The 24830-nt window shown below is 62.5% G+C and carries 23 protein-coding genes and 1 pseudogene; 16 read left to right on the top strand and 8 right to left on the bottom strand.

The features are described 5' to 3' along the window. Window positions 1-34 precede the first annotated feature (34 nt). Window positions 35-1222, bottom strand: a complete 1188-nt coding sequence (locus tag CUTER_RS10435; RefSeq protein WP_047260368.1) for an amidase — start codon at window positions 1220-1222, stop codon at window positions 35-37. Between the two features lie 254 nt (window positions 1223-1476). On the opposite strand from CUTER_RS10435, the gene CUTER_RS10430 reads away from it, so the two are divergent. From CUTER_RS10430 to CUTER_RS10420, 3 genes are read left to right on the top strand one after another with little or no spacing between them, the layout of a single operon-like run. After that, the gene (locus CUTER_RS10430; RefSeq protein ID WP_047260367.1) at window positions 1477-1665 is read left to right on the top strand and encodes a putative DNA binding domain-containing protein; all 189 of its coding nucleotides are present in this window, start codon (window positions 1477-1479) and stop codon (window positions 1663-1665) included. A gap of 35 nt (window positions 1666-1700) precedes the next feature. Further along, the gene (locus CUTER_RS10425) at window positions 1701-2264 is read left to right on the top strand and encodes an ATP-binding protein (protein WP_047260366.1); all 564 of its coding nucleotides are present in this window, start codon (window positions 1701-1703) and stop codon (window positions 2262-2264) included. Beyond that, window positions 2261-2809: a hypothetical protein gene (locus tag CUTER_RS10420; protein ID WP_047260365.1), complete on the top strand. Its 549-nt coding sequence runs from the start codon at window positions 2261-2263 to the stop codon at window positions 2807-2809. The genes CUTER_RS10425 and CUTER_RS10420 overlap by 4 nt, the downstream gene beginning before the upstream one ends. A gap of 134 nt (window positions 2810-2943) precedes the next feature. Here CUTER_RS10420 and CUTER_RS11465 read toward each other — a convergent pair whose 3' ends face one another. The 3 genes from CUTER_RS11465 to CUTER_RS11455 form a co-directional block, all read right to left on the bottom strand. Then, window positions 2944-3135: a PspC domain-containing protein gene (locus CUTER_RS11465; protein ID WP_082121432.1), complete on the bottom strand. Its 192-nt coding sequence runs from the start codon at window positions 3133-3135 to the stop codon at window positions 2944-2946. Then, window positions 3132-3887 carry a hypothetical protein gene (locus CUTER_RS11460; protein WP_201775040.1) on the bottom strand — a complete coding sequence of 252 codons (756 nt, stop codon included), beginning with the start codon at window positions 3885-3887 and terminating at the stop codon, window positions 3132-3134. Before CUTER_RS11460 ends, CUTER_RS11465 begins: the two co-directional genes overlap by 4 nt. Window positions 3888-4174: 287 nt before the next feature. Next, window positions 4175-4912, bottom strand: a complete 738-nt coding sequence (locus CUTER_RS11455) for a TetR/AcrR family transcriptional regulator (protein ID WP_047260364.1) — start codon at window positions 4910-4912, stop codon at window positions 4175-4177. Window positions 4913-5000: 88 nt separating this feature from the next. On the opposite strand from CUTER_RS11455, the gene CUTER_RS10410 reads away from it, so the two are divergent. From CUTER_RS10410 to CUTER_RS11675, 3 genes are all read left to right on the top strand, one after another. Further along, complete coding sequence (locus CUTER_RS10410) at window positions 5001-6230, top strand: MFS transporter (RefSeq protein ID WP_047260363.1); 1230 nt, start codon at window positions 5001-5003, stop codon at window positions 6228-6230. 34 nt (window positions 6231-6264) lie between these two features. Continuing rightward, window positions 6265-6774, top strand: coding sequence for a Cys-tRNA(Pro) deacylase (gene ybaK, locus CUTER_RS10405; RefSeq protein ID WP_047260362.1), 510 nt, complete (start codon window positions 6265-6267; stop codon window positions 6772-6774). A 97-nt stretch (window positions 6775-6871) separates the two neighbouring features. After that, complete coding sequence (locus CUTER_RS11675; protein WP_144412320.1) at window positions 6872-7054, top strand: hypothetical protein; 183 nt, start codon at window positions 6872-6874, stop codon at window positions 7052-7054. On the opposite strand, the gene CUTER_RS10400 is transcribed toward CUTER_RS11675, so the two are convergent. After that, window positions 7051-8580, bottom strand: coding sequence for a SulP family inorganic anion transporter (locus tag CUTER_RS10400; protein ID WP_047260779.1), 1530 nt, complete (start codon window positions 8578-8580; stop codon window positions 7051-7053). The two genes, CUTER_RS11675 and CUTER_RS10400, sit on opposite strands and share 4 nt — an antisense overlap. A 138-nt stretch (window positions 8581-8718) precedes the next feature. Continuing rightward, complete coding sequence (locus tag CUTER_RS10395) at window positions 8719-9207, bottom strand: GNAT family N-acetyltransferase (RefSeq protein ID WP_052844125.1); 489 nt, start codon at window positions 9205-9207, stop codon at window positions 8719-8721. 277 nt (window positions 9208-9484) lie between these two features. Between CUTER_RS10395 and CUTER_RS11945 the strand changes: the two genes are divergently transcribed. Genes CUTER_RS11945 through CUTER_RS10385 form a run of 3 tightly spaced genes read left to right on the top strand, consistent with a single transcriptional unit; the run spans window position 9485 to window position 12935 of the window. Further along, the gene (locus CUTER_RS11945; protein ID WP_236684719.1) at window positions 9485-9949 is read left to right on the top strand and encodes a hypothetical protein; all 465 of its coding nucleotides are present in this window, start codon (window positions 9485-9487) and stop codon (window positions 9947-9949) included. A gap of 52 nt (window positions 9950-10001) precedes the next feature. Next, window positions 10002-11369 (top strand): site-specific DNA-methyltransferase, encoded by a 1368-nt coding sequence (locus CUTER_RS10390; protein ID WP_236684718.1) that lies wholly within the window; start codon window positions 10002-10004, stop codon window positions 11367-11369. 15 nt (window positions 11370-11384) lie between these two features. Then, on the top strand, window positions 11385-12935 hold the full coding sequence (locus CUTER_RS10385; RefSeq protein ID WP_236684717.1) for a DEAD/DEAH box helicase family protein: 1551 nt from the start codon (window positions 11385-11387) through the stop codon (window positions 12933-12935). On the opposite strand, the gene CUTER_RS10380 is transcribed toward CUTER_RS10385, so the two are convergent. Beyond that, a protein-coding gene (locus CUTER_RS10380; RefSeq protein WP_144412218.1) for an IS3 family transposase occupies window positions 12918-14143 on the bottom strand; the annotation gives its coding sequence in 2 pieces (ribosomal slippage) (window positions 12918-13876 and window positions 13876-14143; 1227 coding nt in all). The genes CUTER_RS10385 and CUTER_RS10380 overlap by 18 nt on opposite strands. Window positions 14144-14203: 60 nt before the next feature. Between CUTER_RS10380 and CUTER_RS10370 the strand changes: the two are divergent. From CUTER_RS10370 to CUTER_RS10350, 5 genes and pseudogenes are all read left to right on the top strand, one after another. Beyond that, window positions 14204-15676: pseudogene (locus tag CUTER_RS10370) on the top strand (restriction endonuclease); the annotation flags it as partial. 12 nt (window positions 15677-15688) lie between these two features. Continuing rightward, window positions 15689-18535 carry an SNF2-related protein gene (locus CUTER_RS10365; RefSeq protein WP_236684716.1) on the top strand — a complete coding sequence of 949 codons (2847 nt, stop codon included), beginning with the start codon at window positions 15689-15691 and terminating at the stop codon, window positions 18533-18535. A 151-nt stretch (window positions 18536-18686) separates the two neighbouring features. Next, window positions 18687-19697, top strand: a complete 1011-nt coding sequence (locus CUTER_RS10360) for a substrate-binding domain-containing protein (protein ID WP_082121363.1) — start codon at window positions 18687-18689, stop codon at window positions 19695-19697. Continuing rightward, window positions 19694-20677, top strand: coding sequence for an ABC transporter permease (locus tag CUTER_RS10355; RefSeq protein ID WP_047260359.1), 984 nt, complete (start codon window positions 19694-19696; stop codon window positions 20675-20677). Before CUTER_RS10360 ends, CUTER_RS10355 begins: the two co-directional genes overlap by 4 nt. Further along, window positions 20674-21453, top strand: coding sequence for an ATP-binding cassette domain-containing protein (locus CUTER_RS10350; protein WP_047260358.1), 780 nt, complete (start codon window positions 20674-20676; stop codon window positions 21451-21453). The genes CUTER_RS10355 and CUTER_RS10350 overlap by 4 nt, the downstream gene beginning before the upstream one ends. Here the strand turns inward: CUTER_RS10350 and CUTER_RS10345 are convergent. Beyond that, a complete protein-coding gene (locus tag CUTER_RS10345; protein ID WP_047260357.1) occupies window positions 21450-22700 on the bottom strand; it encodes a multidrug effflux MFS transporter in 1251 nt (416 codons plus the stop codon). The genes CUTER_RS10350 and CUTER_RS10345 overlap by 4 nt on opposite strands. Before the next feature lie 36 nt (window positions 22701-22736). Here CUTER_RS10345 and pheA point away from each other — a divergent pair, with 36 nt between their 5' ends. Together pheA and CUTER_RS10335 are read left to right on the top strand one after the other, a co-directional pair. Beyond that, window positions 22737-23678 carry a prephenate dehydratase gene (pheA, locus tag CUTER_RS10340; protein ID WP_047260356.1) on the top strand — a complete coding sequence of 314 codons (942 nt, stop codon included), beginning with the start codon at window positions 22737-22739 and terminating at the stop codon, window positions 23676-23678. A 2-nt stretch (window positions 23679-23680) separates the two neighbouring features. Beyond that, entirely contained in the window at window positions 23681-24358 is a 678-nt protein-coding gene (locus tag CUTER_RS10335; RefSeq protein WP_047260355.1) for a histidine phosphatase family protein, read from the top strand. The last annotated feature ends 472 nt before the right edge of the window (window positions 24359-24830 follow it).

Below are 24830 nucleotides of genomic sequence, written 5' to 3'. Positions count from 1 at the left end.
GCGAGCTCGGCGAGCAGCCGCCGACGGGTGGGGCTCACTCGTGCAGCTCTCGGGCGAGGGTGAGCAATTCGGCGTCGTCGAGCGTCAGCCCCGCGAGGTGCACACCCGCCGGCTGAGGCCGTCCCGGTACCGGCCACGGCAGGGAGATGGCTGGCGCACCGGCGATGTTGAACACCGACGTCCACGACGCCCACCGGGTTTGGGCGGCGAAGTTCTCCGCCGGTTCAAGCTGACTAAACGCGCCGACAGCAGGCGGGTCGCTGGACACCGTGGGCGTGAGCAGGGCGTCGACGCCGTAGAAGTCCCGCAGCCGGCCGCGCACCGTCGCAGCGTAGGCGAGGGATTCCGCGTAGCGCTGCGCGGACACCGTCAGGCCGCGTTTGCGCAGCCAGGCGGCAATGTAGTCCGGGTTGGGGATGTCGCCCAGGCGGTAGGAGAAGATGTCCGTGTAGCGCTCGAACGTCTCCGCGATCGCCGGCCAAAAACCCACCTCGACCACGTCATGCCCGGCAGCAGCCAGCGCCTCAGCGGCCTCGCGGGTGGCGCGCTCCCATTCAGGCTGAACGTCCACCTCGGCGAGCAGCGGGGTGGTCAACAGGCCGACGCGCCGGGGCGTCGGCGCGCCAAGCGTGAGCTGGTGCAGGTACGCCGAGTCCTCGACCCGGCGGGTGATGAACCCGTGAGCGGCGATCTGCGACGACGCCGGCTTAAAACCCACCACGCCGCACGCCGCGGAGGGGATACGGATGGAACCGCCGGCATCAGAGGCGTGGGCGGCGCGCACGAGGCCGCGGGCCACCATGACGGCTGCGCCGCCCGAGGAACCACCCGGGGTGCGGCCGGGCCAGATGGGGTTGTCGAGCGCGGGGAGGTCGCGCGGCTCCGCGTCGATGGTCATGCCGAGCTCACTGGTCACGGACTTGCCCGGGATGGCGGCGCCACGTGCCTGGTAGGCGGCGATGAAGCTGTTGGTCTCTGTGGAGCGGGCAATGGTGCGGGCACGGGAGCCGAACGTGGTGGGCATGCCGGCAAACTCGTAGAGGTCCTTCGCCGGGATGATCCAGCCGCTTAAATCCCCCTCGATGGTGGGATGAGCGGCGGGAGCAAGCGGATCGAAGTAGGCGAAGCCGTGCTCGGCCGGGGTGAGGGCGGCGACCTTGGCAGCGAGTTCGTCGAGCGACTCCGCGGGGTAGGCGGCGCGGTTCGTGCTAGGGCTAGTCATGGGCACTACTGTAGGCCGGCGGCGAGACGGGTTGGCCTCGCGTGAGGTCGGGGTCTAGCGCGGGCTTGGGGCCTTGCTGTATGTGTCGTTCCATCATGTTGAAAGTTTGAGCTCTCAACGTGGATGTTCGGGCTGTCATTGTGAAAGTTTCAAAACGCCACCCCATCCAGTCAGGAACTCACTGAGCTGTCTGGCGCTCTCACTAACTAAAAATGAGCCCTCACTCTATGAAGTGAGGGTCTCAGTGAACTGCTGTGAATTGGGACCGGCTGTCCAGCAGCGAGCCGATTGCCGACATGGTGGCGCGCCTGCGTCGGCAGGGTGACGACGACTCGACAGTTGAGGCCAAATCAGTTCTCACGAAACTTAGTGCGAGTGTGTGGGTCACGGTGTCCGCTTTTGCCAACACGAATGGTAGCTACGTCCTGCTCGGGCTGGAGTAGAAGATCGGATTCAAGCCGGCGCCGCTCAGGATGGCGTGAGCACCGAGGAAATCCTCACGCGCTTCAACGTCCTGACCCGGAGTAGCGAGGTCACCCTGGCTGGAATGCTCGTTCTGGGCGCTTACCCACAGCAGTTCTTTCCCCAGCCCCTCATTGACTTCACAGTGCACCCCGGTGTGCGTAAGTCCATGGACACCGAGGAGAGATTCTCCGACCGCACACACTGCGACGGCCGGATACCGGACGCCGTCGAACCCGCCGTGAAAGCAGCCATGGCAAGCCTCAAGGTGCGCCACGTTGAGCAAGGAGCGGTGACGGTGGCTCAACCGAAAATCTCGGAGATGGTCATACGAGAGGCGATCACCAATGCGGTTGCGCATCGCAACTACAGCTTCCGAAGACAAGGCACCCAGGTAGCAATGGATGTCTACAGCGACCGTATCGAGATCTCAAACCCGGGCGAGCTGTGGGGCGATCGAACCCTCGACAATATTGACGACGGTAGAAGTGTTTCCCGGGACAAGATCCTCAGCAAGATCCTGAGCATTACCCCGTCGAGTAGCGGGGGCGGTGCCGTGGGCGAGAATCAAGGGGTGTGATTATCAAGAGGAAGCAAGGCTCGGATAAAGCAGGTTTGCCGGAGCTAAAGTTCAACGCGGCGATCATCTCCTTCGCGGTAGAGCTTCCGCGGATGGGACTGCTCGATCCAGAGACTGCGAACTGGCTGGAACAAGTTGGGCATACCAGGTCGAAAGCCGCTGACGCCGCCTTGGCCATAGCCCGGCGAAAAGGGTTCGTATTCCCGCAGGAATTGCATCGTACGTTGGGGATTGATAGTGACGACGACAGTGAAATACTTGCTGGCCTCCTCGGTGCGCAGTGCCTCGTTGCGACGCCGGGGTTATCCGAGACTCTATCTCTGCCGGAGCGGTGGAGCAACAGCGAGTTGCCTGTCCAGTCCGTGCTGAACCGGGTTACCCCGCTTTTGATCGGCGACATCGCGGAAGCGACGAGTAAGACGAAGACGGCCCTGAGGCCTGTTTTGCGTACGCTGCTCGAGGGGGAGTCGTCGTTGCCACAGTCAGGCTTCAGAGCAGAATCCGGGGCTACCTTCTCAAACTGTGACAGCTGTTCGGCTTACTGATTTCCAGAGCTGTGGATCTCCGATACGAAAGGGCTGAGTTCCTGGCGTGGGTAGCGAATCTCATCTCTCAAGAAAGCTATCGAAGGAAACCGTAGTGTTGTCGCCTGACTTTGAGAAAGTTGCTGGTCGGAGGACTAACGTTTGGGGTAGATCATCCACTGTATGAGATAGGCTCCAACCATGGGTATGCCGACTGCAGAGGCGGCAACGTAGGCTAATCTTACCGTGTCGGGTCTAACTCCGTATACTTCCGCAACTCCTGCGCATACGCCCGCTATGATCTTTCGCCTATCGGTGCGGTACCATTTGTTCTCAGGGAAATTCATGAGCATCGGAATTCGTAAGTGGAAATTCCGCCGTTACTGCTTGCCACGTTTGTATTGACGATAATTCCAAGGCAATTATTATTGTGGTGAGCGCGAATAGCGTTGAATCCTGGCTTGGCGGCTGCCGCAAGAATGGCCGCTCCAGCCGGACCTGTCACGCCTAGTGCTGCCATCCAAGGGAGTGCTGTGATAGCACCCGCGCCTCCAGCGGCGCCAGTGGCCTGAGTTTCCTTCTTGCTGAGTTTTATGGTGGTTTTCTCCCAGCCCCAGTCAATTTGGGGATCTGCTGTGATCGGGAAGGATGTACTCCCGTTGTGGTCGACATGCTGGACGAGGGCACCATCCTCGATTGCTATCGTGGTGGGTATCGGTCGCCCGTTTGAGTCATGGGCCCAGGGGTGTGCAATAGTTGCAATCAGATCACCGTCTAGGAAGATGCCCATGCTCTCAGCGCTGTCTTCTGAGAATTCAACAATCTCCGAGCCTGGAGGTAGAGTGAGAGGGAATCGATAGGTATTTGGGGCTGTATTTTGGTTGATCATTATTAGAGTCTGGAGACCTGTTTCTGATTCTTTTGTCTCGAATCTATGGGCGGCTTCGGAACTCGCTCGGGATTGCTGCTTGGTTGGTGTGCTTTCCGGTATTGACCATCCGATAGTAACTTCTTCTCCGGAGGGGGAGGTGCTTGTTGTTGAAGCTATTTCCGCTGCGGAGACTGTCGCTGGCGCAAATGTTGAAATGAGTACCGCCATGCATGTTGCTAGTCCAATAGTACGTCTATTTTCGGGATTGCTCGGACTGTTAATCTTATTCTCCTTCGGAAGAAGTTAGGGTTAGGAGTGGTGGAGGGTTGCTTGGTTCCGATTCTTTTTCTGATACTAGTTGGCTGCGTCGGAAGATTGGACGGTTTAGAAAATAAATCTCAAGGCGGGGTAGTGCATGGGGGTGTAGTGGATCAGCCCTCTTGGCAGGCGATTGTTAGTGCCGGTGTTGTGAAAGGCCGGAATCTGGAACTCATCGCCGGAGGTGGGGCGGCGCTCTACTTGGTGTCGCGGTGAGCGCTTCCCGGAGCCGAAGCTCCCGGGGGAAGCGGCTTCGCCTGGGGCAGGAGTACGTGCTCGATGCCGTCGAGCATCGCGGCGATGACGAGGTTGAAGTATTCCGCGGAGAGCCTATCCTCCAGCTCCGGGGTGGCCAGTGGCCCGAGGTACAGATCGACCAGTGCGCGCAAGCCGGGGGATGTGTCCGCTAGTGGCTCGAAGCGTTCGAGCATGGTGGTGAGGTCGTGTCGCTGTCCGGGCTGGTGGACGGATCGCAGATTGCGGGCGCCGATGGTGTGGATGACCGTGTTCGTGATGATGGAGTAGGCGAGGGCGGACTTGTCGCCGAAGCCGGCGCCGTCGAGTTGGCGAAAGGCAGCGTCGAGAGCGGGCAGGAGGCGTGGCGTGAACTTCCCGCGGGCGAAGCGGTCGGTGATCCCGTGGTAGCGCAGCAGCACCGGACGCAGGGAGTGGGCTAGGGCGGTGAACCAATCCTTCCACTGAAGGTGCTCGTCGGGCAGGGGGATATCGGCGCAGACGTGGTCGACGACGGCGTCGCAGAGGGCGTCTTTGTTGGGAAAGTAGTGGTAGAGCACGGAGGGGACCACGCCGAGTCGGTCGGCGATGTCGCGCATGGTCCAGCCGTCGACTCCCTGGTGTTCCGACAGGTAGACGGCCTCGTCGAGGATCAGCTGGTGGGTTAGTCCGGCCCTGCGGCCCGTCGAGGATGCTCCCATGCGTCTACCGTACCTAATCCTTGACCCCGTCTAGAACGGCGTTCTACAATGCCGGCAGTAGAATCATGTTCTAGAAAGCGTGAGGCTCATGACAGCCAACCCTTCCGCCGCCGATAAGGCGCCGGCCATCCCAGAGTCGGCCCAAGCCGGCCTCGTCACCGTCGTCGTGTTTCTGGCCTACCTGGGCCAAATGCTGCTCAACCCCATCATTGCGCCGCTATCTAGGGAGATGGGCCTCGAAGAATGGCACATCGGGGCGACGATCTCCCTCGCCGCGATCCTCGTCACCGTCTTCAGCGCGTACTGGGGTCGAACCTCGCAGCGCCTCGGGGTCAAGCGGGTGCTGGTCACCGGTATGGCCCTGGCCACCACGGCGCTGGCCACTTTTGGGATCATCGCGAATCTGGGGATGACGGGCGCGCTGGCCGGCGTCGGCCTAGTCCTGGGAGTCATGCTCACCCGCGGCGTGCTCTATGGCTCGGGGATCTCCGCCGTCGCTCCTACCGCGCAGGCGCACCTGGTGACGCACACCGCCTCGGAGACCGGGCGCGTCAAGGCGCTGGGGATGATCGGCGCGGCTCAGGGTATGGCGTCGATTATTGGCGGCATCGTCGGCGGGGTGCTCGCCGCCGTCGGCGGGCTGCTCATGCCGCTGGTGGTCATGCCGATCGTCATGCTGGTGAGCATCGTCGTCCTGGTGGTGAAGTTCCGACCCCAGGCGGGCACTCAGCTCATCGAGAAGCCGAAACGCATTAGCTTCACCGACCCGAGGATCCTGCCTTGGCTGGTGGGTGGGCTGCTCATGTTCGTCGTCTTTTCCTCCCTGGCCACCATCTTTGGGTTTACTATCCAGGATCGCTTCGGCCTCGACGGCGAGGCCACCGCCGGGGTGTCTGCTATCTATCTCACGGTGATGGGTGTGACGATGATCGTCGGCCAGGCCGTCGTCGCGCCGAAAACCGGGTGGAGCGCTGCGCGGCTGTTTCGCGTCGGCATGCTCCTGCTGCTGGTGAGCATTGGTTTCCTGTGGCCCAGTAGCTCCCACGTGTTGTTCGCGATCGGCTGCGTTCTGCTGGGGCTGGGGATGGGGCTGGCGATCCCCGGGTACAACACGGGCCCGACGCTGCGCATGGCCGAGGACGAGCAAGGATCGGTGGCTGGCGTCATTAACGCCAACAACGGCCTGGCCTACGCCGTTGCACCGGTACTGTCCACCCTGCTCTACGGGTGGAACCCGGTGGTTCCCTTCGTCGTCTCGGCAACCGTGGTGGCGCTGATCTGCGCGTACACCTTCGTCCACCCCACGCTGCGGGGGTAAATCCCCGCAGGCCGTCGGCGTAGAATATCCGCCCATGGCCAAGAAGAAGATCCACAAGACCAACGCGATGCGCAAGCTGGATCAGCTGGGGCTGAGCTACCGCACCGGCACCTACACTCCGCCCGAGTCCGCGGAGAACCACGCGGATAAGGGCATCGGCCAGCACATCGCCGCCTCGCTCGGGGTGGACGCGGCGGTGCTGTTCAAGACGATCGTCGTGGAGTCCAAAGCGGGGGATCATTATGTCGCCGTCGTCGGAACCGATCACGAACTGGACCTCAAGAAGGTGGCCGCCCACTTCGGCGCCAAGAGCGTGCACATGTTCAACTGGCGGGAGCTTAAGGCGCTCACCGGCTACGTGCGGGGCGGGTGTTCCCCGATCGGGATGAAGAAGGCCTTCCCCACAGTCATCGACACCGCCGCCGAAGAACAGGGGGAGATCTATGTCTCCGCCGGGGAGATCGGCGAGCAGATCATCCTCGCGCCGAAGGATCTGGCTGCGGCCACCCGGGCGCGTTTCGCCGACATCGCGCTGCACCCCTAACGGCGCTACGGGTCCTGCCTCAGCCGGGCTCGTGCGAGGGATGGATAACGCTGATCCGTTGCTGGGCTGGCCCGTGGCGATCAGATAGGAGTTATCTGTGCATGCTTGGGTGCCGCGATACGCGGAAAAGGTATGGACGCCCGCCGACGGCAGCGGGCTCACCCGTCGAGCGAAGCTCGGGGAAGTGTGCCGAGCGTACCTGCCGCCGACGCCCCCGCGGGCGCGCGCCGTCCTCGCCGCCCCCGAGCCGAGTCCCCTCCGGCCGGATCTGCGGTCTTAGCCCTCCAACTGGCCGGTGAGCAGCTCCAGGCGGTCGCGGCTAGGCCCGGTGAGCCCCACGATGGCCACCTCCTTGCCGTGGTTGCGGAACTTCTGCGTGATCGAGTCCAGCGTCGCCACCGTGGAGGCGTCCCACACCTCCGCCTGCGACATGTCGATGCGGATGCGCGGGGCGGGGTCGGTGTAGTCGAAGCTATAGACCAGGTCATTCGACGACGCGAAGAACAGCTGGCCCCGCACGCGGTAGGTGCGGGTGTCGTCGTCGGCGCCGAGTTCCTCGACCTTCTCCACCGTGACGATGTGGGCCACGCGCCGGGCGAAGCTAATCATCGCCGCCACCACGCCGAGCACCACCCCGACCGCCAGGTTGTGGGTGGCGAGCGTGGCGACCACCGTCACCGCCATGACGATCGTCTCACTCAGCGGCATGAGCTTCAAGGTTCGCGGGTGAACCGAGTGCCAGTTGACGGTGCCGTAGGCGACCATCACCATAATCGCCGCCAGCGCCGCCATGGGGATCTGGCCCACCAGGTCCCCGAGCAGCAGCAACAGCCCGAGCAGGAACACACCAGCCAGCAGGGTAGACAGGCGGGTCCTGGCGCCGGACTCGCGGGTGTTAATCATCGTCTGGCCGATCATGGCGCAGCCACCCATGCCGCCGAACAGCCCGGAGGCGATATTCGCCACGCCCTGGCCCCAGCTCTCGCGGGTCTTGTCCGAGTGCTGGTCGGTGAGGCCGTCGACGAGCTTGGCCGTCATGAGCGACTCCATGAGCCCGACGATCGCCAGCGCCAGGGAGTATGGGGCGATGATCGTGAGCGTCTCCATAGTCAGTGGCACGTCGGGGACAAACAGCGACGGCAGCGACGTCGGCAAGGCGCCCATATCGGCGACGGTGGGGATCCGCAGGCCAGCGGCCATGGTGAGGGCGCTGAGAAGGACAATCGTGATGAGCGGCGCGGGGATCGCCTTCGTGAGCTTCGGGCCGACGATCATGATCGCCAACCCCAGCGCGAACAGGGGATAGACCAGCCACGGCACGCCGATGAGGTGCGGCAGCTGCGCGGTGAACAGCATGACACCGAGGGCGTTGACGAAGCCGATCATCACCGAGCGCGGGACGAACCGCATGAGCTTGGCCACGCCGACGATCGCCAGCACGATCTGCATCGCCCCGCCGAGCAGCACCGTGGCCACGAGATAGTCGAGGCCATAATCGCGGGCCACGGGTGCCACGACGAGCGCGACGGCGCCCGTGGCGGCGCTAATCATCGCCGGGCGCCCGCCCGTGAACGCGATGACGATGGCCATAATCACCGAGGTGAACAGCCCCACCGACGGATCGACGCCGGCCAAGATGGAAAAGGAAATCGCCTCGGGAATAAGAGCGAGCGCGACGACGAGGCCGCCGAGCACCTCCATGCGCAGACGCTTCGGCGACGCACACGCCTGGCGGAAGGACGCCACGACGCCGTTGTGGGCATCCGAGCCCAGGCGGTCGCGAGAATTGCGCTCGTCGGGGCGCATGTCATCGTCGTACTTCGGCCCCGACAGGGGACGCACGGATGCTGCCATGGCGCTCCTTGGGATTCATCGTTTAGCAGTTGTGGAAAGAGAAACGATAAGCCACGGCGCACCAGAAGAGGAAAAGCGAGGCCGTGCGAGCTAGGGGCGAAGCAGCATCTCGTGGATCGTGCGGACCTCACCCCGGTCGGGCAGCTCGTAGGGCGCGGAGACTCCCGTCGCCACGAAGCCCAGCTTGGTCAACACGTTTTTCGAGGCGTCATTGCCCTCGAAATACCTGCCCAGCAGCTCGGGGTAGCCCAGCTCGGTGAATGCGCGCTCGCACAAGGCGTGGCCGGCCTCGGTGGCGAAGCCGCGACCCCAGAACTCCCGGCCCAGCCAATAGCCCAGCTCCGGAATGGGATTGCCGAGTTTGAGCTCGATGGAGCCTATGAGCTGGTCTTGCCACACCACCGCGTAGGCCTCGGGGCCGGTGAGGGCGTGCTCGAGGGCGTAGGCGCTGTCTTCGACGCTGGTGTGCGTTGGCCAGGTCAGCCACCGCGTGACGAGGGGATCGCTCGCCAGCCGGTAGAGAGCGGGGGCGTCGCTGGCCTCCCAGCGGCGAAGCGTCAGGCGAGGGGTGGTAATCATGCAGCCAGGGTAGTCAATGGGGAGGTGGCGTGGGTGGCGGCTGGCTTCCTCGCGGGACGACGGGAAGGGGCGGCATTTGCGGCAGGACCGGTTAGGGAACACATGGACTCAAGAACTCCGTGCGATGGACGGCCAGCTTACTTAGGCTGGTTATCATGCTGAAAGCAGGCTAGGAGGATGAAGCCTCCTGGCGCGGCCACGGAGCCGGGTGGCGGTCTACTCCCAACCGCAGCAGCACTGCGCACTACCACCTCTATGAACTTCTACGGAGCAGGCAATGACCGAAGAATACAACGAAGTACCAGGTAAAACGCCGGATTACACCACTGAAGCGGCAGCGAAGATTGCCGAGCTCTTCCCCGAGGTCGTAGCCGACGGCAAGATAAATCTCGACACGCTCAAGACGATCCTCGACATCGACGTCGAGGACGGCCGCGAGCGATTCGGTCTGACGTGGCCAGGCAAGCGCGAAGCAATTCGCGCCGCCCAAACACCAACCACCGCAACTTTGATGCCGGACAAGGAGAACTCGGTCAACTGGGACACCACCCAGAACGTCTTCATCGAGGGAGACAACCTCGAAGTGCTCAAGACCCTGCAGAAGCACTACTACGGCAAGATCAAGATGATCTACATCGACCCGCCGTACAACACGGGTAAAGATTTCGTTTATAGTGACGACTATAAAGACTCGATTGGCTCTTACCTTGAATTTTCCGGACAAGCAACGGGGGGGGGGTAAGCTATCGTCGAATACGGAGACGAGTGGCCGCTTCCACTCCAATTGGCTCAGCATGATGTACCCGCGCCTCAAACTCGCGCGGAATCTTTTAACGGCAAATGGATCCATTGCGATTTCTATTGGCGACGCAGAGATCCAGAACTTAATACAGATTGCGGACGAGATATTCGGCGAAAAAAACAGAGTGGCTGTGCTAGGTTGGAAAAAGCGAGGCACAGGGGGGCAGGTTGCGAGAAACGCAATTATCAAACAGGTCGAATATGTTCTACTGTACGCAAAAAATGGTGGACTGGTTGAGTTGTCTGGGCCTCCTAACGAAGATTCAGGAAAAGAGAATTGGCGTGACTTCAGGAAATCAGGTGGCCAATGGCAACGTGAATTCCGCCCGAATCAGCACTTTGCCTTTTGGTTAGGGGAGGATGGGGACCTGTCATTGGAAGAAACGCCAGGATCGTCTCCTATTTACCCCAAGGATGCAAATGGCGTTGATGGATTCTGGGAAAATGGTATCGAAACTACGCGAGAACGGTTGAGTCGAGGCGACTTCAGGGTTCGCGAATCTAAGCAAGGTCTCAAAATAGATCAGCGAGAATTTGCGAAAGATACTTCAAATGCGGGTAGTTTCCTCGATATACCATCAACCAGAGGGACCGACGAGATCAAGGCAATTTTTGGCGATAATGTGATCTTTGAGAATCCAAAACCAGTTGATCTCATCACTCAATTGCTTCAGCTATCGGCGGTTTCAAGTAATGATTATGTTCTCGATTTCTTTGCTGGCTCAGGAACTACTGCTCATGCGGTGATGCAGCTGAATGTCGAGGATGGTGGGAGCCGCAGGTGTATTTCGGTTCAGCTCCCTGAGCCTACGGGTGAGAAGTCTGAGGCGCGTAAGGCTGGATACGAGACGATTTCGCAGATTACTCGCGAGCGTATTCGCCGAGCCGGAGCGAAGATATTTGAGGAAGAGTCCGGCAAGCTCGATGGGTGCAAAGACCTAGATGTGGGCTTCCGGGCGTACAAGCTGGTGGATACGAATTTTGCGAAGTGGAAGGCTGACTCGAGTCTGTCCGAGGATGAGCTGGTTGGTTTGTTCTCCGATCTCTCGGACTCTGCCGATGATCGTGCTCGCCCCGAGGCGCTGCTGACTGAGGTGTTATTGAAACTCGGCTTCTCGTTGTCGGAGAAGATCGAGACGATCAACGTCGAGGGTCTCGAGGCTTTCAGTGTGGCTGATGGGCTCGTATTGGCCTACCTTGATGAGCATATGACTCCGACTCTGGATCAGTTGCGTGCGATGGTCGCAAAGGAGCCTGAGCGGCTCGTGATCCTGGAGGATGCATTCAAGGGCAATGATGAGTTGAAGACGAACCTTGTGCAGGAGTGCCGCACCCGCAATGTTGATCTGTGGACGGCGTAGGGCGAGGACTAAGTGATGCGCTTTCAGTTTGATCCCCGGCAGCCCTACCAGACCAGCGCCATCGAGGCTGTCACGGATCTGTTCAACGGGCAGCCTGCCGATGCCGACCAGCTCGTCACCAAGCTGGAAGACTGCTCGCCAAACCCGGCGCTCGACATCTCTGGCCTAGCGCCAGACGCGCTCGACCTGTCCGTCGAGATCGGTGCCTACGGTAACAACCTTGTCCTAGATGAGGAGACGATTGCCGCGAACCTACGCCGGGTGCAAGACCGCAACGGTTTAGAGGTTAACGACACCCTGGTGGATGGGCTCCAGTTCGATATTGAGATGGAGACCGGTACCGGCAAGACGTACGTGTATTTGCGGACGGCGTTCGAACTCGCGAGCAAGTACCGGTTCAACAAGTTCATCATCTTGGTGCCGTCGGTCGCGATCCGGGAGGGGGTGAAGACGAGCATCCAGTTGATGCACGAACATTTCCGCCACCTCTACCCGCAGATCAATATGGACGTGACTGTCTACTCGGGCGACCGTGCCGAGCAAGTCCGTGACTTTGCCACGGCTACCTCTTTGCAGTTTATGGTGATGACGATCGACTCGATCAAGGGCGACAAAAACACCCGCATCATCCACCAGACCAGAGACAAGCTCTCAGGACTGCGGCCACTGGATTATCTGCAGGCGACGCGGCCGATCGTGATCATGGACGAGCCGCAGAACATGGAGTCCCAGCTCTCCCAGTCCGCCGTCGCTGATCTGAACCCGCTGTGCGCACTGCGCTACTCGGCAACTCACCGGACCACTCGTAACGTGGTGTACCGGCTCGATCCACTCGATGCTCACCGGCTGGAGTTGGTAAAGAAGATCGTCGTCTCCGACGCCCTGGAGATAGGCAGCGCGGCGAAACCGTATGTGAAGCTGCTTGAGGTCAAGCGAGACCCGAGTTTCAAAGCAAGCCTAGAGCTGATCTGCCGTAAGAAAGACGGCTCGTATGCCAAAAGGAAGGTCAACGTCACCCAAGGTGCGGATCTGGAACGGCTGTCGGGTGGTAACCCGGCCTATGAGGGCAACTGGCGGATCAACGAGATCAGCGTGCTCCCTGAGCAGATCGAGCTGACCAACCACGGATATCTGCGGGTGGGTGAGGCGATTGGCGATAACCAGGACGCTGTGTTCCGGGAGATGATCCGCGAAACCATCCGTGAGCACATCCGCAAGGAGACCCAGGTTCACGAGCACGGTATCAAAGTGCTGTCGCTGTTCTTCATCGACAAGGTCGCCTCCTACCTCGGTGAGGGCATCAACAACCTCGACGCCAACGGTGATTTCGCCTCTTGGTTCGATGCGGTCTACCAGGAAGAACGGGCCAAGAACTCTGCCTCGCACGCGTTCTTGCCTGCTGACCCGGTGGAGGCACGTTCAGGGTATTTCGCGCAGATGAAACGTGGCAGGGGCAAAGCTGCGCAAGTGACGTTCAAGGACTCCTCGGGCAAAACCAAGGCTGACGACGAAGCCTATGGGGTTGCCCGCAAATCGTGGACAGTTCGATTAAGCAGCGCGGCCTGAGGCCGACTCCTTCTCCAAGTGGTAATTATTTTCGAAACTGACAGGTGGGAGACCACCCAACGACGAATGACGCCGTTGCCGGTTGTAAAACCCCTCGATCCAACCCGCCACCGCACGACGAGCTTGATCCCGGGTACGCCACCGTCGCCGCTGGTAGAACTCCGTTTTTAGCGTCGCCCAAAACGATTCAGCCATCGCGTTATCAAAACACACCCCAGTACGTCCCACCGACTGAGCGATCCCGAGTTCCTGGCACACACGGTACAGCTGATCACTGGTGAACTGCGTGCCACGATCAGCGTGAAACACCACACCCTCAGCCACCTCGCCACGCAAGGTGTGCGCCATCCGAAGGGCCCGTTCCACCAGGTCAGTGCTCTGGTGCGCGTCCATCGCCCACCCTAAGACCCGGCGAGAACACCCATCACGGACCGCACACAGATACAGCCAACCCTCCCCGGTACGCAGATACGTGATATCGGAGATCCACACCTTATTCAGTTCCCCGGTGTCAAAGACTCGTTCCACCCGATCTGGGATCTGGTGCCGTGCTACACCGGGTACTCGCCGAGCCGGAGTCCACGATCGCGGTGAGATGCCTTCAATGCCCAGCCTGCGCATCGACTTGGCTACCGTTTTCTTATCCACCACCAGGCCCATGCCACGTAGATCAGCGGTGATCCGCGGTGCTCCGTAGGTCTGGTGGGACTGGGTCCAGGACCTCAGCACGCTGGCATCAAGCGCGGCGCGCTGCATGTCACGAGGGTCATCACCGGCAGCTTTGAGCCTTTGCTGGCTCGCCCACTTGTAGTAGCCCGAGCGGGAGACCTGCAAAAGCCTGGCCATGCGGCAGATGCTGTAGTTGGCCTTCTCCTGCGCCATCAGCTGGAAGCGTTCTACTTTTGTTGCTTCGACGCGAAGAAGGCTGCTGCTTTTCCCAAAAACTCGTTATCAAGCTTGAGCTCGGCGACCTGTTTACGCAGGCGTAGCAGTTCTGCGCGTTCGTCGGCGTCGAGTACCTCAGCCTGGTGTGTGGCTGGGTCGCTGGGCTGGCGTTCTTTCTTCACCCACCGGCTCAACAGGGAGGCGTTGATGTTGAGTTCCTTGGCTACCACCGAGATCGGGCGGCCGGTATCAAGAACCAATCGGGCGGCTTCGCGCCGGTATTCCGGGGTGTAGGTCTTCCTCGTTGCCATAGTGACAGACATCCTTCCTGACAGGCCTGTGGCCCATCCTTATCAGGTGTCCACTACTCGAGGGTAACCCCAGCCTATGAGCTGATCATGAAAGACAAGGCCCGGCTGCTCAGCATGGAGGAGCCGGTGCGGTTCATCTTCTCCCACTCCGCGCTACGGGAAGGCTGGGATAACCCGAACGTGTTCCAGATCTGCACCCTGCGCGACATGTCCACCGATACTGAACGCCGCCAAACCATCGGGCGGGGGCTACGCCTGCCAGTCAACCAAGCCGGTGAACGCATCAAGGATGCTGGAACCGCACAGTTGACAGTCGTGGCGAACGAATCGTATGCGGCGTTTGCTGCCGCGTTGCAGGATGAGTACAAGCGGGCTGGTGTGGCGATCGGGTACGTGAGACGGACTGAGTTCGCTGCCTTGCCGGTGGTTGATGAGGTGACGGGTAAGGAGATGCGGCTGGGGACGAAGCGCTCCGGTGAGATCTGGGAGTCGCTCCTCAACCAGGGTTACATCAACGCCGCCGGTGAGGTGATGGGCACGTGGGTGCCGGACCAGCTGGGCTTTACCGTCAACCTTCCCGACGAGTTCGCAGGTTACGAGGAAGACGTCATCCGGATCGTCGATGGCTGCAAGATCGAAACGATCGTCAAGCACAAGCGGAAGCGCATCAAGCGCAAGCTCAACAAGCAGGTCTACGCTACCCCGGAGTTTGAAGCGTTCTGGGAGGCAATCACAGCTCGTACCACGTACCGCGTCGCCTTCGACCGTGACGACCTCATCGCGCGGTGTGTAGCGAGTATCCAGCAGGCGCCAAAAATCGACCCGATCCGTATCCAAGTCACCCGCACTGGTCTGGAGATCACCCGCGGTGGCCCGAAGGGCCGAGAGCTCGGCTCACGCTCTGCGGTGCTCACGGACTCTTACCCGCTGCCGGACATCATCAGCCAGCTCCAGGAATCCACATCCCTGACGCGCAAGACGATTATCGACATCCTGATCGGCTCCGGGCGCATCGGCGACTTCTTAGCGAATCCGAATGACTTCATCAGCATGGTTACTGAGCGAATCGAGGCAGAGCTCGCCTACACGCTGATCGAAGGCATCCAGTATGAACCGATCGGCGGTTCCATCTACGAGCTACGCGAGCTGCAAGCAGATGGCCTCGAAGAGAAGGACCGGTTCATCGACCAGCTCTACAAGGTGACGAACAAGGAGAAGACGGACTTCGATTACGTCGTCCTCGACTCAGCCGTTGAGCGGCAGTTCGCCCAGCTCTTGGACTCACGCGAGGACATCAAACTGTTCATGAAGCTCCCGGACAAGTTCCGGGTGCCCACGCCCGTCGGGGATTACAACCCGGACTGGGCGATCATCAAGGTCGAGGACGGCGTCGAGCATCTCTACCTGGTGCGAGAGACGAAGTCGAGCCAGGACCCGCACAAGCGCCGTCCGAGCGAGAACGCGAAGATCAAGGCCGCGGAGAAGCACTTCGCGGCCATCGGCCTGGATTACAAAGTGTCAGCACCCAGTCAGTGGGAAGTCTAAGGGAGGCTTATCGTGCAGTACTTGAGTGACTATCAGGCTAAGCTCTACGCCCACGAGCTCGACCGCTCGTATGCCTCTGACCATGTCGGGAAGCTGGCTGGGCTGCTGTTCGATGCGCAGGTGGAGCCGAAGCCTCACCAGGTTGACGCAGCCCTCTTCGCCCTGCAAACACCATTCCTGAATGGCGTGATCCTCGCCGATGAGGTGGGGCTTGGTAAGACTATCGAGGCGGGAATCGTCATCTCCCAGTATTGGGCCCAACGCAACCGGCGAATTGTTATCATCGCGCCGTCGTCGTTGCGTCAGCAGTGGAAGCAGGAACTAGACGAGAAGTTCGCCCTACCGGCAGCTCTCTTGGAACGCACCAACATCGACGAGCTGACGGGGCCAGGCGCCGCAGAGCAGATCCTCATCTGCTCCTACGAGTTCGCGAATTCTCAGACGACGAAATTGATCCGTAGCTGGGATCTTGTGGTCTGCGATGAAGCCCACCGTTTGCGCTCCTACTGGACGGGGCAGGCGAAGATCGCCGCGAACGTGGCGAGAATCTGCCGGGCTGCCTCGAAGACTGTGATGCTGACTGCGACCCCGTTGCAAAACCGCCTCGAGGAACTCTACGGGCTCGTCTCCGTGTTCGCACCGGACTACTTCCACTCCTTGGATGCGTTCAAGGAGCGCTACCTCAACAACCCCAACGGCGTCGGCAACGATGACCTCGCGAACCGTGTTTCTCTCGTGGCCAAGCGAACCCTACGCAAGGATGCGGATAAGTACATTCGCTTTACCGCGCGGATGCCGCTCACCGTTGCCTTCACACCCAGCCCCGCGGAGATCGAACTCTACGACAAGATCAATGAGTACTTGCAGCGACCGTTCTTGTGGGCGTTCGCGAAGTCGCAGCGGCACCTCTCGGCGCTCATTATGCGCAAGCGCCTTGGCTCTTCCTCCTACGCCGTCGCCTCGACCCTGGAGAAAACAGCTGAACGCCTCGCTGCTGAAACGCAGGCAGGGCGCCGTCGCAACGACGCAGGCGGCTTCGTTTCTGACTCGGATGTCACCAGCGAACTACGCGAAGCAGTAGAAAAGATTTCCGGCAAGCCGGAGCTGATCGATCCGCAGCAGCGGAAAGCGATGCTCGGCGAGGTCGAGGAATTGCGCGAGTTTGCTGCACTCGCCCGTTCTATCACTGTGAACCAGAAGGCGGTGAAACTCGTCGATGCCCTCGAACAAGGATTCGCGAAGCTCCGTGATATCGGAGCGCCGGAGAAGGCGATCATTTTCACTGACTCCACTGTCACGCAGGACTACCTCGCTCGATCTCTGACCGAGGCGGGGTGGGGTGAAGGCCTCATCCTGTTTAACGGGACGAACACAGGCAAGACGGCCAACGCCATCTACAAGCGTTGGCTGGAGGACAACAAAGGCGGAGACCTCGTCACCGGAGTCCCCACTGCTGACCGCCGCAAGGCGCTGGTCGATGAGTTCCGTGAAAACGGTCGCCTCATGATCGCCACCGAGGCTGCTGCTGAGGGCATCAACCTGCAGTTCTGCTCGATGCTGGTCAACTACGACCTCCCCTGGAACCCGCAGCGAATCGAACAGCGTATAGGCCGTGTGCACCGCTTCGGGCAGAAACACAATGTCGTCGTCGTGAACTTCTCCAATAAGGGCAACCTTGCTGAAGAGCGCATCCTGGAGCTTCTCACCGAGAAGTTCGAACTGTTCACGTCCGTGTTCGGCGCCTCCGACGAGGTGCTGGGGCAGATCGAGGACGGACTGGACTTCGAGAAGAACATCGCCTACATCCTCGACAACTGCAAGACCGCCACGGAGATCGATGCCGCCTTCACTGCGCTCGAGGCAAAGTATGCGAAGCAGATCAATCGGGAGATGAAGAAGACCAGGGCGAAGGTCTTCGACAACCTTGATCCGAAGGTACGCGACAAACTCAAGTCCTACGATGCCCAAACCGGCGTCGTTCTCAACGCCTTTGAGCGCCTCCTCATAGCCGTCACCCGCCACGAACTCGAAAAAATCGCCGGCTTCAACGAATCCGGCACCCAGTTCACCCTCCACCACGCGCCGAAAGCCGGCATCCCGACTGGCGACTATTTCTTCAAATCCGAGCCTCGCAAGGGGGCGCATCAGTACCGTTATGCCAGTGACCTGTGCAAATGGGTGATCGATCGTGCGAGAGACCATGACACCCCGCAAGCGCGACTAACCTTCCAGGTCAAAGACTCGGCACGCGCCACTGCCGTCGCCAAGCGGCTCAAGAAGAAGTCCGGTCGGTTGCGGATCGAAGAGGTCACCTTCGTGATGAAGGCCGGCAACCAACCGCTCCGTGAGTCGTACCTGCTGACCGCTGGTTTCCTCGATGACGGCACCCCGATGGACCATGAGCAAGTACGGGACATCTTCGACCTCACGTGCGTCGGCATCACCGCCGAGCCTGTCGATGACGCCGGGTTCGAGCACGCACTCAAGGCCCAGCTTGCAGAGCTCGGCCAGGACGTCGAAGATCGTAATGCCGGGTTTTTCCTCCAGCAGGAAGAACTGATCGAAGCGGCGCGTCTCGACCATAAGGCGAAGTTTGACGCGAAGATCCGCGAATACCAAGCCAAGGAAGCCACCGCGAAGAAGGCCGCTCGCAAGGCCACCAGCACGGCTGAGGAACTCAAGCTCAAAAAAGAGGCCCGGCAATGGCGTCGCAAGATCGACGATGCCGAAGACGAATACCGAGCCGAGCGCAACCGGCTACGCGACCAATCAGAGGAATACCTCGACGACGCACGCGATGCCCTCAACGCCACCGAGGCCCGTCGGGAGCTTTTCACCGTCAACTGGGAGGTTATCTAGGCACCCCACCGCCCCCACCACCCGTCGCCCAACTACCCCCGCTGGCCCTCACCTGGGTGCCGACGAACACGCAGTACAGGCGTCCTGGATCGATCAAGCACCGGCCGGCAAGCCTTGACGATGCCCCGTGACCTGCGTTGACTGTGTGCCTGTGAGAAGAATCCACGCCCTGAGTGCCGCCCTCATCGCCGCCTGCCTCGCCCTTAGCGCATGCTCGTCGACGGGTGGCGCCCCGCCGGTTCCCGGTCAACGCAACGGTGGCGGTGGCACTGACGCGTCCGCCGCCCCAGAGATGACCGTGGCGATGGTCAGCCACGGCGCGCCGGGGGACACGTTCTGGGACCTGGTGCGCACCGGCGCGGAGGACGCGGCCGCCGCGCACAACATTGAGCTGCGCTACAGCTCGGACCCGCAGGCGCCGAACCAGGCGAACCTGGTGCAGTCGGCCATCGACGCCGGCGTTGACGGCATCGCGGTGACTTTGCCCAACGCCGAGGCCCTCGGCCCGGCCGCGAAGAAGGCGGCGGATGAGGGTATCAACGTCGTCGGGCTCAACGCCGGGATGGTGGAGTACGCCAACTATGGCATCTCGAGCTTCTTCGGCCAGGACGAGTCCGTGGCCGGCCAGGCGGCGGGCGAGCGCCTTGGCGGTGACGGCGCCAAGCACGTGCTCTGCGTCATCCATGAGCAGGGCAATTCCTCGCAGGAGGCCCGGTGCGCGGGCGCGAAGCAGGGTGCACGGGACGCCGGCGCCGACACCGAGGTGGAGACCATCTACGTCAACGGGATGGATTTGACCTCGGTGCAATCGACGTTGCAGGCCAAGCTGGATCAGGATGACAGCATCGACTGGGTGCTGGGGCTGCAGGCTCCGGTGTCGCTGGTGGCGGTGGAGGCGGCCTCGGCCGCCGGGAGCCAGGCGCGGATCGCCACCTTCGACACCAACGCGGAGCTCGTCGACGCCATCGCCGACGGGTCCATCGCCTGGGCCATCGACCAGCAGCCCTACCTCCAGGGCTACCTGGCGGTGGATGCACTGTGGCTGGCCAAGCGCAACGGCGGCGTCATCGGCGGCGGGCAGCCGGTGTTCACGGGCCCGTCGTTCGTGAGTAAGGACAACGTGGAGCTCATCGCCGACGCCGCCAAGGCCGGCTTGCGATGAGGCGGCTTCTCAACCCGGAGCTGACCAGCGGGTTGGGTGCGGTGGCCCTGTTTGTGGTGTTTTTGATCGTCGCCCCGGCCTTTCGCAGCGTCGAGGCCATGGCCACGGTGCTCTACGCCAGTTCGACGATCGGCATCATGGCCATCGGCGTCGGCCTGCTCATGATCGGCGGCGAGTTCGATCTATCGACCGGGGTCGCTGTGACCACGGCGGCGTTGAGCGCAACAATGCTCAACTACTACCTCCACCTCAACTCCTGGGTTGGGGCCCTGCTCGGGCTCGGGGTGGCGGTCGGTGTCGGGTTGTTCAATGGGGTGCTGGTCACCCGCACGAAGATCAACTCCTTCCTCATTACCCTGGCGTCCTTCCTCATGCTCCAGGGCATCAACCTGGCGGTGACCAAGGCAATCACCGGCCAGGTGGCCACCCGACCTATCTCCGACATGGCGGGATTCGCTACGGCCCGGGCGGTGTTCGCCTCGTCGATCCCCCTCGGTGGAATCGAGCTGAAAATCACCGTGGTGTGGTGGCTGATCTTCGTCGCCCTAGGTGCGTTCGTGCTGCACAGCACCCGTTTCGGTAACTGGGTGTACGCCGTCGGCGGCAATGCCGACGCCGCCCGTGCGGTAGGTGTGCCGGTGCGCCGGGTGAAGATCACGCTCTTCGTCATCGTGGCTGGGTGTGCGTGGTTCGTGGGCATGCACACCCTCTTCCAATTCGATTCCATCCAGGCCGGCCAGGGCGTGGGCAACGAGTTCTTGTACATCATCGCCGCGGTCATCGGCGGCACGGCCATGAACGGCGGGCGCGGCACGGTGGTGGGAACGGCCATCGGTGCGCTCATCTTCGGGATGACCAACCAGGGCATCGTCTACGCGGGCTGGAACCCGGACTGGTTCAAGTTCTTCCTCGGCGCCATGCTGCTGCTGGCGGTGCTCACCAACCACCGCTTCGCCGCTTTGACCAAGGAGCACGCATGACCTGCGAACCGGCGCCCATCGTCCAGCTGCGCGACGTGGCCAAACGTTACGGCGGCTTCGACGCCCTCACCGGGGTGACAATGGCCATCTATCCCGCCACCGTGACCTGCGTGCTCGGGGACAACGGCGCGGGCAAGTCCACGCTCATCAAGATCCTCGCCGGGCTGCACGCGCCCAGCGCCGGTGGGCTCCTCATCGATGGCGAAGCGACCACGCTGGCCAGCCCGCGCGACGCCCTGGCCGCGGGCATCTCCACGGTGTATCAGGACCTCGCGGTGGTGGAACAGATGAGCGTGTGGCGCAACTTCTTCCTCGGCCAGGAACTCACTGGCGCCTTCGGGAGGCTGCGAGCGTCGACGATGCGTCGCACCGCCGCCGAAGCCTTAGGCCAGTTGGGCGTGGAGCTGCGCAGCGTCGACGCCCCGGTCGCGTCCTTGTCCGGCGGGCAGCGGCAGGTGGTGGCCATCGCCCGGGTGGTGCACTTCGGCGCGCGGGTGCTCATCCTCGACGAGCCGACCGCCGCGCTGGGGGTGAAGCAGTCCGCCATGGTGCTGAGGATGGTGGACGCCGCCCGCCGACGCGGGGTGGCGGTGGTGTTCATCACCCACAACCCGCACCACGCCTACGCGGTGGGGGATCGGTTTGTGCTGCTCAACCGGGGCCGGGTGGTCCTCAACGCGGACAGGTCCGGGGTCAGTGTGGAGGAGCTCGCGCGGCAGATGTCCGGCGGCGCGGAGCTGGCGGAGCTCACTTTCACCGAGCCGGCCGCGGACTAACCGCGTCGTACGCCTGCGGCCCGGCGCCGACGTCGTGGCGCGGCCACAAAGTGGATGCCCACCGAGGCAGTGGCGCACATCGCGCACATCACCGCCGCCATCGCCACCGGCTGAGCCACGCCGCTAGCCCCGAGCGCGCCGACGGCGGGGCTGATGATCCCGGCGACAAGGAACTGCCCCGCCCCCAGAATCGCCGAGGCGGTGCCCGTCACGTTGACCGGCAGCGCGCCGGCGCGCGAAATCGCCAGCGCGGAGGCGTTGCCCGAATTAATCCCCGTGGTCGCCACCACCACAAACAATCCCGCCAGCGTCCACATGCGGCCCGCATCCGCCACGGTCACCACCACCAGGTAGAAGGTGGCCACCAGCTGCACGAGGTTGCCCACCCGGACGATGACCCGCGGGCCGACTTTGCCCACGATGACCCGGTTGACCAGCGTGAGCACAAACATACCGGCGGTGTTGATGGCGAAGATATGGGAAAACTGAATTTGGCTAAACCCGTACGTCTGCTGAAGCACGAACGGGGAGGCGGAGACGTAGGCGAACATCGTCGAAAACGTGAAGATGAAGCCCACGCAATAGCCCATGAACTGCCGGTCCGCGGCTAACGCGGCGAAGCCCTCGCGCAGGGAGGCCAGGGCGAAAGGCCGGCGGGCGTCGGGCGCAAGGGATTCGGGGACGACTAGTGCCACCGCCAGGCACATGAGCACCGCCAAGGTGCTGAGCACCCAAAATACGGTGCGCCACCCGGAGGCGTCGACGATGAACCCGCCCGCAATGGGCCCGAGCACCGGGGCGACGGCGCCCAGCAGCATGAGCATGCTAAACACCTTGGCCAACCCCTCGCCGCGCACGAGATCGCCGGCGATGGCCCGGGCCAGGACCACGGCCGCACCCGCAGACAACCCCTGGAGCACACGGGCCGCGTAGATCACCCACAGGCTCCCCGCGAGCGCGGCCACCGCGGCGGTGAGCACGAGGCCGGCGGTGCCGAGCAGCAGCAGGCGACGGCGCCCCATCGAGTCGGACAGCGGGCCGACGACGAATTGGCCGACGCCAATGCCCACGAGGAAGGCGGTGAGAGTGAGCTGCCCTGCGGTCTGGGTGGCGTGGAAATCTGAGACCAGCATCGGCAGGCCGGATAGGTACATGTTGATGCTCAAGGGGCTGACCATCGACACGAAGGCGAGGACCACGAGCAGACGGCGCGGGAGCCCGGTCGGTGGGGTTGTCGGCGTTGCCATGGGGACATCGTAGATGGCCGTCTATTGTTAATACCTATGAGCACAACCGTGGCGTACTTGGGACCCGAGGGCACGTTCACCGAGGCGGCGTTGCTCGCCTTCGCCGGCGCCGGCGCGTTCGGCGTTGATCGCGCCGGGCTTCATCCGGCGCCGGTGGCCAGCCCGGCTGCGGCGCTCGACGCGGTGCGCAGCGCGCAAGCCGACTTCGCCGTCGTCGCCATCGAGAACTCCGTCGACGGCGCGGTGACCACCACCTACGACGCGCTGGTCGACGGCGACCGCGACGTGCAGATCTTCTACGAGCACGAGCTGGAGATCGCGTTTTCCATCATGGCCCGCCCGGGCACCACGCCGGAGCAGGTACGTCGTTTCGCCACCCACCCGGTAGGCCACCAGCAGGTCCGCCACTGGCTCGCCGAACACCTGCCGTCGGCGGAGTTCGTGCCGGCGTCGTCGAACGCCGCCGCCGCGAAGATGGTCGCCGACGGTGAGGCGGACGCCGCCGCCGCCCCGGCCCGCGCCGCGGAACTGTTCGGATTGGAGCAGCTGGCTACCGGGGTGGCGGATAGCCGAGGGGCGCGCACCCGCTTCGTCGTGGTGGGCCGCCGGGGCCGCCCGACGCCGAGGACCGGCAACGACACGACGTCGGTCGTGTTCACCCTCGCGCACCAGCCGGGCACGCTCGTGGCTGCGCTGCAGGACTTCGCCGTGCGCGGGGTGGACCTCACCCGGATCGCCTCCCGGCCCACCCGGCGTTCGTACGGCACCTACCTGTTTTATGTCGACGTCGCCGGGCACATCGACGACACCCCCGTCGCCGAGGCGCTGCGAGCACTGTGGATGCGGGCGGAGGATGTGTTCTTCCTCGGCTCGTGGCCCTCGGCTACCCCGAAACCGTCTGGTGGGGCAGCGGACTTAGAGCTCGTGGACCGGGCCGCGGCGTGGGTGGAAGCAGCTCAGCGAGGAGAGCGAGGTTAGCCATGACAGGTCGCATTATTTTGTTACGCCACGGGCAGACGACGTCGAACGTCGGCCGCTTCCTCGACACAGCCCCGCCAGGTGCGGAACTAACCGACTTCGGCCGCGGCCAGGCGGTGGCGACGGGGTTGGAGATCGCGCGGATGGTCGGAGCCGCCGACGGCTCCGTGGGCAGCCTCGCCGCGATGTATTGCTCCATCGCGCTGCGCGCCCAGCAGACCGCCATGCTCGTGGCCGGGGCTATCGAATCCCACGCCCGCCTGCCGAGGCGCTCGATTGCCGTGTTTCCGCGGTTGGGGCTGCACGAGGTCAGTGCCGGCGAGTGGGAGATGCGTGGCGACGCGGAGGCGAACGCGGCCTACCTCGCCGCGCAGCAACGCTGGTTCGCCGGTGAGGAGGGCGTGCACCTCGCCGGCGGGGAGAGCTACGCCGAGATCCTTGCCCGCTATGTGCCGGTGCTCGAGGAGATTGTTGACGAGCACCTCGCCGACCCAGGCAGCGAGGACCGCGACGTGGTGGTGGTCACCCACGGCACAGTCATGCGCACGGTGGCGCGGGCGGCGTGCGGGCTGGACGCGGAGTTCGCCTGCTCGCACTACGTGGCGAATTGCCAGCGCATCGTCCTGGAGCCGAACGGTGAGCCGTTCGGCCGGTGGGGGCTCCTCGCCTGGGGTGATTAGCGTGATCCTTGCTGGGCGATTCTGAACAGGGGGATGGCCGCAACGAGTGCGACAAACGCCATGGCCCAGGCGATGAATCCGAGGGATTTAGCTTTCCTGGGGTCCATGACTTAGCTCCAGTTCTTTGTTACGCGGGAATCCAGCGTCGTTCCCGGCGCTGCCGGACTGCGCTGGCGAGGCAACGAGGCGGGTAGATGCCGTGGTCTCAAGAACCAGAGCAGGCATGAAATGCCAGCTAGAAGGCGGTTTGAGTGAAACATGACCTTGACCTCCAAGCCGCGGGGGTACACTCCTCGTCCCCGATTGAGAGTGCTCGCAGTTGAGGGTGTAGCCGGGGAAGTTCGCCGCGGTAGGTGAGGGCGATGCACGTGCATCGCCTGAGGTAGAGAATTCCCGTTGCGGTGAGGGTGGGTATGCCGTGCATAGTGGTTCACAGGAAATGTTCGAGCTGGTGGCCCGGGGCCAGCCGCAG

The organism is Corynebacterium uterequi (genome assembly GCF_001021065.1).
Classification (GTDB): domain Bacteria; phylum Actinomycetota; class Actinomycetes; order Mycobacteriales; family Mycobacteriaceae; genus Corynebacterium; species Corynebacterium uterequi.
Note: the sequence above shows the minus strand (reverse complement) of the source record. Positions and strands in the feature narration are given on the sequence as shown.